Annotated in this window: 7 protein-coding genes and 1 pseudogene; 2 read left to right on the plus strand and 6 right to left on the minus strand. The window is 46.3% G+C overall.

Annotated features, from left to right (window positions below):
* Nucleotides 1–132 (plus strand): annotated as a pseudogene (locus tag H6F93_RS14310) (IS1 family transposase); the annotation flags it as partial.
* 156 nt (nucleotides 133–288) lie between these two features.
* Here H6F93_RS14310 and H6F93_RS14315 read toward each other — a convergent pair.
* From H6F93_RS14315 to H6F93_RS14340, 6 genes are all read right to left on the minus strand, one after another.
* Nucleotides 289–2,007 (minus strand): tetratricopeptide repeat protein, encoded by a 1,719-nt coding sequence (locus H6F93_RS14315; RefSeq protein ID WP_190681795.1) that lies wholly within the window; start codon nucleotides 2,005–2,007, stop codon nucleotides 289–291.
* A gap of 42 nt (nucleotides 2,008–2,049) precedes the next feature.
* Nucleotides 2,050–2,475: a hypothetical protein gene (locus H6F93_RS14320; protein ID WP_190681797.1), complete on the minus strand. Its 426-nt coding sequence runs from the start codon at nucleotides 2,473–2,475 to the stop codon at nucleotides 2,050–2,052.
* 609 nt (nucleotides 2,476–3,084) lie between these two features.
* Entirely contained in the window at nucleotides 3,085–3,264 is a 180-nt protein-coding gene (locus tag H6F93_RS14325) for a hypothetical protein (RefSeq protein ID WP_190645689.1), read from the minus strand.
* 151 nt (nucleotides 3,265–3,415) lie between these two features.
* Nucleotides 3,416–4,150 carry a class I SAM-dependent methyltransferase gene (locus H6F93_RS14330; RefSeq protein ID WP_242043463.1) on the minus strand — a complete coding sequence of 245 codons (735 nt, stop codon included), beginning with the start codon at nucleotides 4,148–4,150 and terminating at the stop codon, nucleotides 3,416–3,418.
* A gap of 255 nt (nucleotides 4,151–4,405) precedes the next feature.
* The gene (locus H6F93_RS14335) at nucleotides 4,406–5,098 is read right to left on the minus strand and encodes a manganese catalase family protein (protein ID WP_190645692.1); all 693 of its coding nucleotides are present in this window, start codon (nucleotides 5,096–5,098) and stop codon (nucleotides 4,406–4,408) included.
* A 315-nt stretch (nucleotides 5,099–5,413) separates the two neighbouring features.
* Entirely contained in the window at nucleotides 5,414–6,277 is an 864-nt protein-coding gene (locus H6F93_RS14340; RefSeq protein ID WP_190681800.1) for a lysophospholipid acyltransferase family protein, read from the minus strand.
* A 226-nt stretch (nucleotides 6,278–6,503) separates the two neighbouring features.
* On the opposite strand from H6F93_RS14340, the gene guaD reads away from it, so the two are divergent.
* The gene (gene guaD / locus H6F93_RS14345; protein ID WP_190681804.1) at nucleotides 6,504–7,862 is read left to right on the plus strand and encodes a guanine deaminase; all 1,359 of its coding nucleotides are present in this window, start codon (nucleotides 6,504–6,506) and stop codon (nucleotides 7,860–7,862) included.
* The last annotated feature ends 137 nt before the right edge of the window (nucleotides 7,863–7,999 follow it).

Below are 7,999 nucleotides of genomic sequence, written 5' to 3' on the forward strand. Positions count from 1 at the left end.
CGTCTACGGCATTACCTAGCACGGCTGCACCGTAAAACCTTGTGCTACTCCAAATCCCTTGAGATGTTGAAATGTTCACTCCGTTTGCTGCTTCACTATTTGAAGTATCGAGCTATTCCTCTACCTACTTAACCATTACGGTTTCAGCAACGCCACGCATCCTACCTGGCTGACTGACAAATCTTTTGATGTAGGTTGGGTGAAACAACGTGCAACCCAACACTCACCCAGATTCCGTTGGGTTACGCATTCGCTTCACCCAACCTACGATATGTCCATAGTTATCGCCTAGTCCATCAAGCGAGAAGCGGTCAGGGAAATATCTGCATACCCCCAAGCTTGCTCAAGCCGTTCCTGGGTGATTTGGGCTTCTGCGGTTTTGCCTTGAGCCTGTAAGCTCTGAGTCAAGCCGTAAAGCGACCAGCCATTCTCAGGATAAATTGCTAGATCTTCTCGGTAGGTTTGTTCTGCTTCGGCTGGGCGACCTGCTTGCAGCAGTACAGCCCCTAGCGTTTGCCGAACTGGGGAATACCAGGGTGACGGTTCGTCATAGCTAAGTTGGTCTTCCAGGGTGATACCCGTTTGCAGGTGGGCGATCGCCTCCTCAAAATTTCCCTGTTTTGCTGCCAGTTCACCCGCTAACACCTCACTAGCAATTTGCAGCAGGTGAGAAGTGCTGTTGATATCCCAAATGGTAACTCCTTCCAAAGCGGGACTGGTGGCGATCGCTCTCACGGCTTCCAGTTCCTCCGTTGCGGCTTGCAACTCACCTTTTGCGGTGTACGCCATGCCTCGCGCAAAATGCCACACCCCTGTCGGATACACCAGATCTTCTGCTGGAGCGGGCTGCGCTAAGATCTCATTCCACATGCCAAATTTAACGTAGGTGTAAAGCGGAATGGTGGAGTAATGCTGCAAGGTGCCAAAGCCTGCTTCCCGAATTAGTGATTGGTTAACCAGTGCAGCCGTCTGGTGAGCGGCTTGGAGCGCGTTCTGTTGTTGTCCTGACATGGTTGCCGCATACCAGCCAAAGTGTTCATTGTGCGGCATGTAAGCAATTGGATAAGTCCCTTCAGGGTTATGCTGACGGGCGTATTCAGCATCGGCGGCTGCGGCTTGGCGGTTTGCTATCACTGCATCGTTATAGCGCCCTACCCTTAGATAAATGTGTCCAGGCATGTGAATTAAATGTCCAGTGTTGATGCGAAGCAACCGCAGGCGATCGGCTGCATCTGCTGCTAAATCAGGACGTTTAGCCTCAACTGCATGAATATAAAGGTGAATCGCACCTACATGATAAGGATTGCGGCTTAAGACCGATTCTAAAGTCGTGATAATTTCAGCCCCCTCAGGTCTGGGTTCTCCGTTTTCTTGCCAATAGTCCCAAGGAACAGTGTCCATCAAGGCTTCGGCAAACAGGGTGGCAGCATCCAGATCATCGGGGTATTGTTGAGCAACTTGTCGCATCGCATTTGCATACGCAAGATCTAGTTCACTCCGATCTGCGACTGGTTCAGGGGCGTAGCGTGTTGCCAGTGCTGAAATGTATGCTCCTTCTTGATCAGTTGCGTGTTCGCTGAGGGCGATCGCCCTCTGAATTGCTTCCCAAGCTGTAGGAACTGCGCCATCTTCCATTGCGGCATTGATGTTCGGTCCTAAAACATACGCCATTCCCCAGTGACATATTGCACAAGTTGGATCAAGTTCAGCAGCCTGTTGAAAAGCTCGAAGAGCCTCAGCGTGGTTGAATCCGTAGGCCAAAATCAATCCTTGGTCAAAGTAGCGCTGCACCTGTGGGTTAGATGTAGAAATGGGATGACTATAGTTACCCAAATCGTCAAATAAAGGAACCGTTGCTTCTGTGGAAGTTGCAACCTGTTCAGTTGATTCTGCTTGATGCTGGTCAGGAGTGTGAGCCAATGCCAGCTTAGAATGACCAGCTAATTCCACCGCTGCCAATAAGGTTAGTGCAAGCAGGGTTGGATAAGGGTTAAAGCTGTAGCTCATTTGCATGTCCTCCAATTGAGTAAGAAGTTAGAACAAAGACCTTTAGTTAAGGGAAAAGCGGTTGAAACGATGCCGCGTTGCGTTGCTCTGCACGGTAGCGCAAGTATTGCGGCTCCGCCTCGTGAGAGGAGGTAGAGCCTCCAGAACGCATTCCGGAGCTTCGCTTTGGAACGAGAGTGTTGGAGTTATTTTGACTCGCTGCTTTTGAGTTTGGTAAAGAGAAATGTCCAGCGTGTTGTCTTTGAATTGGTATAACGTTTTGCCTTGCTGTTGAGGGACAGATTGAAGGCGATCGCTTGGATTATGAACAAACACATCGGTAAACTCATTTTCAGGTATCTTTAGCTCATCTAGTGTTGCATTGGTCAACAGGTCAAGGTCAATTAGCCGAAAGGAGATACCACATGTCAGCACAACGGTCAGCAGAATCTTTAGGCTCTGCATTAATGGGCGATCGCTTCTCACCATGAGAGTTACCTCAAAAAATTGCTAGAGTTCAAGCCGTGTGATTAGCTTGGCTTGCTATCCAAAACTCACTTCATTAAAAACTGATTGCTAGTAGCGCTTTTCTATCTAGATTAAAGCGTCCTGCTCAGAGTCAAAGTAATGATGCTTAGTAGTTGTTGGATCGTAGATTTCAAGTACTGTAGGTTGGGTGAAGCAAAGCGTAACCCAACAGAACCCATGCGATTGCGCTTCTGGGTAATAAATTCAACCTCTCAAACGTTCTCATAGATACAATCTAGAGCAACATTGCAATTTGATTGGCATGAAAAAGTCAGAAAAGGTTAGAAGATGCAATCGTTGATACAGATTTTTTTGAAGTTAGGGCGATCGCACTTTATCTTCCGATCCGCTTATACCTCTGCACTGCAATACAATGCTTCTGTAGCGACAACATTAGCAATGTGATGGCTAACAATGCTTCTGCATGGACGACATTAGCAATGTAATAACTAACAATGCTTCTGTAGCGCATCACAATGCTTTTGTAATGACTAACAATGCTTCTGTAGCGACAACATTAACAATGTAACGGCTAACAATGCTTCTGCATCTCGATACAGTCCCGCTGCATCAGCTTTCAGTGACATGAGATTTGACTTGTTGTTCAGATTGTTTTTGAGTTTGCTGTGTGTGAGATTGCTGAGTTAAAGGATTGGCTGTAGCAGCTACGGCAAATTGACTGAGATCAAAGATGAGTGAATCCTGACGAGGACGGGAATACCGTGCTGCGATCGCACATAGTTTGCACATAAAAGTAGTCCTCCAAACTTATATCTGAACAGGAGCGGTCATTAACAAGATGTCGCCCGTGTGATGAATCAGGGGATGGGGAACAACTTTGGTGCGATCGATCTCCTGAAAATAGTTTTCTCTGGTGTCACGCTAGTTTTCATATCATGCCTCACTTGCGAATAATGTAATAGTCATTCTGGAAATCGTGTGCTAGTCGTTTAATTTCGACCTGCTTAAACCCAGCATTGGCAAGCAGTTCCAGTGCTTTTTCCTGCCCCCACATTGCCCCTAATCCCATGCCACCATAGGCAAGGGAAACCGTCATACAGTGCATACAGGAAATGGTATAGAGCAGTGGTGCAACAGGATGATCCAGGTTGCCGCTTATATCGGTTGTGGCATGAATATCTTGCATCAGGTAAACACCATCAGGACGTAACGCACTGTGAATGTTCTTTAATACAACATCGGGTTTAGCCTGATCGTGAACAGCGTCAAAGGTGGTAATGAAATCGTAGCGATCGCTCTCTGCCAAAGTCGCTGCATCTTTTACCTGAAACTGGATGTTGTGAAGTTTCCGTAGTTGGGCTTCATGGTTGGCATTGGCGATCGCTTCTGCTGAAAAGTCATAACCTGTAAATCGGCTATTTGGAAAAGCTTCTGCTAACTTGGTGAGTGCCCGCCCGCTGCCGCAACCCACATCTAACACATCAATACCCTGTTGCAAAGCTTCTATGAGTCCAGGAATCAGGGGTAACACATGGTCAAACAGTGCAGATACAGTCGTTTGCCCGCTATCTTCTGCCATTACTGCATGGAAGCGCTTGAATTCTGAGTAGGGAACACCACCACCTTTGTAGAAACAATCAACAATCTGATCTTCTACCGTTCCTAAGAGTCTCAAGCATTGTCGCCTCAACCTATACCGCAACACAGCTGTGGATGAATGTGGGTAAAACTCTTATCTTTGAATCCTGGTTCGATGCTTTGGTGGTACTGAGATAAGAAACAATCCTGAAAATAGAAGGACGTAGCAAGTTCAAAAAAGCCGAGGTAACTCAAGGCTTCAATTGCTACGCCCCTATTGAGGTCAGTTTCTAGTCTCTAGCCAGCTTCTAGTATCTACAACGCTTGCGTTAGTTGAAATTCTGCGTTGAATCTAGGCTTTACTGTGTGTAGCGGGGTCGGCAACGTATTTGAAGTTTTCATCAGAATTCCAGGGTCCACGCTCATCCTTCCCACCGTTGGATGACAAGTTGAAGTAAAGATCGACGGTTTCGTCGGGTTGGATATTGCCAAAGAATGGATCATCCAATTTGCCCAACGAGTCCAGTGCTTTCATGAACATCTTTGTGTGAGAAATTTCCCGCGTCAGCAGATGGACTAGTGTTTGTTTGGTTCCCTCATCCGTTGCTAGTTTGATTAGTTCTTCGTAAGTCTGACGGGCCCCAGCTTCTGCGGCAATGTTTGCTCTTAGATCACGAACAACGTCGCCACCTTCGTTCAAATAGCTTGCCGTCCACGCGCTCCCCTGGCTGTCTAGAAAGTGAGGACCCACACCCCGCACAGCAAACAGCGTACTTTTAAAGGCATCTGTTTGATCCACATTTTTAGTATGTCCTTCGATCAGTTTGCCCACCATTTCAAGGTGACTAAATTCTTCGATCGCAATATCTTGCAGCATGTCACGTATACCTGCATTCTCAACATGGAATGACTGCACCCAATATTGTAATGCTGCAGATAGTTCTCCCGTGGCACCCCCAAACTGCTCTAATAGAAGCTGAGCATATCGAGGATTTGCTTCCTTGATGTCAACGTTATGGATAAGTTCTTTTTTATGAAAAAACATGATTCTCCTCTGTGTACAAATTGAGAACTAAACTATCTTTAACGTGTTACAAAACGATTTTTACTCGCTTCCTCACGATAGAGGGAGGTATCTGACAAATCATGCTCCTACAGGTTGAGATAGGGCATCTAAAGTAGGACGAATGGAGTTTATATCAAGCGATTGTGCAGAAGACCTTCTCAAGTTCTGCAATAGTCAACTCTCTTTTGGGCTATAGAGCAGCCCAAAAGCTTAATATTCTTTTCACGAATGACTCAATACAGCAGCTTTTCTGAAGCCGCAGGACTAATGCTTGCAATGACTGCTGTAATGCTTTCAGGCTTGATCATCGGGTAGATTGCCACCATGCTTGGCGATGAGGCTGTTGAGTTCTTGTTGCATCTGGTGCTGAACCTGCTCATAACAGGCATCAACATAGCTGCGCTCGCGGGCAGCATCTTTCCCATATCGTTCAAAGTAGATCGGTGCGCCAATACGGGTTGCGATGGGTCGAGGATAGGGAACATTAGGCAGGGGACCGATAGCAAGTCCCCAAGGTAGACCCAGGTAGATAGGGAAAACCTCAGGATCAATACCCAATAGCCAGGGCATACCCCGTGCATGAAGTTTCTGCATGAAGGGATAGATATCAGCTAATACCAGCAGAGTATCGTGGGCACCCCAGGAGACAGCAGGAATGATCGGCAGGTGGCGCTGAAGTGCAATTTTAATAAAGCCTTTGCGATTCGCAAGATGAATTTGATTTCGTTGGCTAAACGGGCGAAAGACATCTTGAGCACCACCGGGATAAACCAGAATACTGGCGTTGCGGTCAAGGGCAGCTAGCGCCATTTTAGGATGAGCAGCGATCGCCCCACCCCGTTCTGCCAGAAAAGCTAAGGGAGGATAGACTACCCACACTTTAGGATGCATCAGACCATAAACCAGCCGATCGGTGCCGAAGCGCTTAAACCAGTCATAGAGCATCATGAACATGTCAGGCGCAGCCATTCCGCCATTGTGAGAGCCAACAAACATTACCTGACCATCGGGAACCTGTTCCCAACCTTCGGTCTGAACATGAAAGTAATGTTCGTAGAACCAACCCCATAGAGGCTGAAAGGCTTGGATAAATTGAGGATTGCGATGATCTAATGACCAGCCCGGACGATGTGCTGTTGTGTGACCGTGACGCTTCATTTAATGGGTATTCTCAACCATACTTTAGACGAATGCATTGTATTACTAAAAGCTGCGTATAGCCTGTCACATCCGGAGAATCTTGTGATTTACTATACGAAAAACCGTTGACTTCAACTATACCTTTGAGAAATACGAAATACAGAATGGTTCTAAGTGAGTTGAGTTTTAAAGTTGCTGTAACTTAAGTTTAAGTGGCAATTCATGAAACTTGTGATTAGTGATTATGATTACTCCAAGTCAATCTTCAGAGACGCTTAAAGCAATTCGCGGTTCTTTTCTAGACTTCATTGATGACCCGTTCTACGTCCCTGAATCAGAAAGTGTTCGCTACATTGCCGATGGGCTGCTCGTTCTAGAAAACGGCAGAGTTAAGGAATTTGGTGCGTATGATATCCTCGAACACAAGTACACCGACCTAGATATCACATCCTACACCGGGCGACTGATCATGCCTGGGTTTATTGATACTCACATTCATTTCCCGCAAACGGAAATGATTGCTGCCTACGGTGAACAACTGCTGGAGTGGTTGCAACAATATACTTTCCCAACAGAGGGCAAGTTTAAAGATAGAAACTATGCTCAAAAGGTCGCAGCTTTTTTTCTAGATGAGCTGTTGAAGAATGGCACTACGACCGCACTGGTTTTCGCGGCAGTGTTTCCCCAGTCTGCGGATGTTTTTTTTGAAGAAGCAAGTCGGCGCAATCTGAGAATGATTGCAGGCAAAGTAATGATGGATCGAAATGCTCCAGATTTCCTCGTAGATACTGCTTCCTCTTCTTATCAAGATAGCAAAGCATTAATTCAAAAATGGCACAAAAAAGGGCGACTTCTTTATGCGGTCACACCCCGATTTGCAGTGACTTCCACCGATGCACAGTTACAAATGGCGGGTAAACTGCTGCAAGAGTTTCCAGATGTTTATTTGCATACTCACCTATCAGAAAATGTAGATGAGGTAGAGCTTGTTGCTAAGCTGTTTCCTAATAGTAAAGGCTATCTGGATGTATATGATCAGGCAGGATTAGTGAGTGAACGGTCAATCTTTGCTCATGGGGTGCAATTAACGGATGCGGAATTTGAGCGTCTCTCAGAAACGGGAGCAGCGATCGCCTTTTGCCCCACTTCAAACCTATTTTTAGGCAGCGGGTTATTTAAGCTATCCAAAGCAAAATCAGATCAACATCCCGTACATCTCGGTTTAGGAACAGACATCGGAGCCGGAACCAGTTTTTCTCTATTGGTGACTGCTCATGTTGCTTATAAAGTGGCACAACTTCAGCGACAGCGGTTGTCTCCCTTCAGGGCGATGTTTTTAGCTACATTGGGAGGGGCAAGAGCCTTGTATTTAGATGATAAAATTGGCAACTTTGATTCAGGCAAAGAAGCAGACTTTGTGGTTTTGGATATGCAAGCAACTCCACTCATGGCGTTTCGCAATTCAGGCTCTATAGCAACATCACTCAAAGAGCTGACTGACCAGCTATTTAGCCTGATCATGCTGGGAGACGATCGCGCCATTCAAGCTACTTATGTGATGGGTGAATTGGCTTATGAAAGGGAAAGCGATCGCCCCCACTAACTCTCCTCACGCAGGAAGTCTAATAGACCTCCTGCATGAATCAAAAGGCATGTGCCAATTCATAGTTGAGTAAGCCAGCAATCAGATTCAAGCGCAAGCCAAACCGTTTTCTACGATTGCGATAACGTCCCGAAAAG

The sequence above is a fragment of the Leptolyngbya sp. FACHB-671 genome, assembly GCF_014695745.1.
Taxonomy (GTDB): Bacteria; Cyanobacteriota; Cyanobacteriia; order Elainellales; family Elainellaceae; genus JAAUTN01.

What these genes read in the sequence shown, in the direction of transcription:
- H6F93_RS14340 (WP_190681800.1), bottom strand. Translation starts at nt 6,277, where the DNA reads ATGAAGCGTCACGGTCACACAACAGCACATCGTCCGGGCTGGTCATTA.
- H6F93_RS14325 (WP_190645689.1), bottom strand. Translation starts at nt 3,264, where the DNA reads ATGTGCAAACTATGTGCGATCGCAGCACGGTATTCCCGTCCTCGTCAG.
- H6F93_RS14335 (WP_190645692.1), bottom strand. Translation starts at nt 5,098, where the DNA reads ATGTTTTTTCATAAAAAAGAACTTATCCATAACGTTGACATCAAGGAA.
- H6F93_RS14315 (WP_190681795.1), bottom strand. Translation starts at nt 2,007, where the DNA reads ATGAGCTACAGCTTTAACCCTTATCCAACCCTGCTTGCACTAACCTTA.
- guaD (WP_190681804.1), top strand. Translation starts at nt 6,504, where the DNA reads ATGATTACTCCAAGTCAATCTTCAGAGACGCTTAAAGCAATTCGCGGT.
- H6F93_RS14320 (WP_190681797.1), bottom strand. Translation starts at nt 2,475, where the DNA reads ATGGTGAGAAGCGATCGCCCATTAATGCAGAGCCTAAAGATTCTGCTG.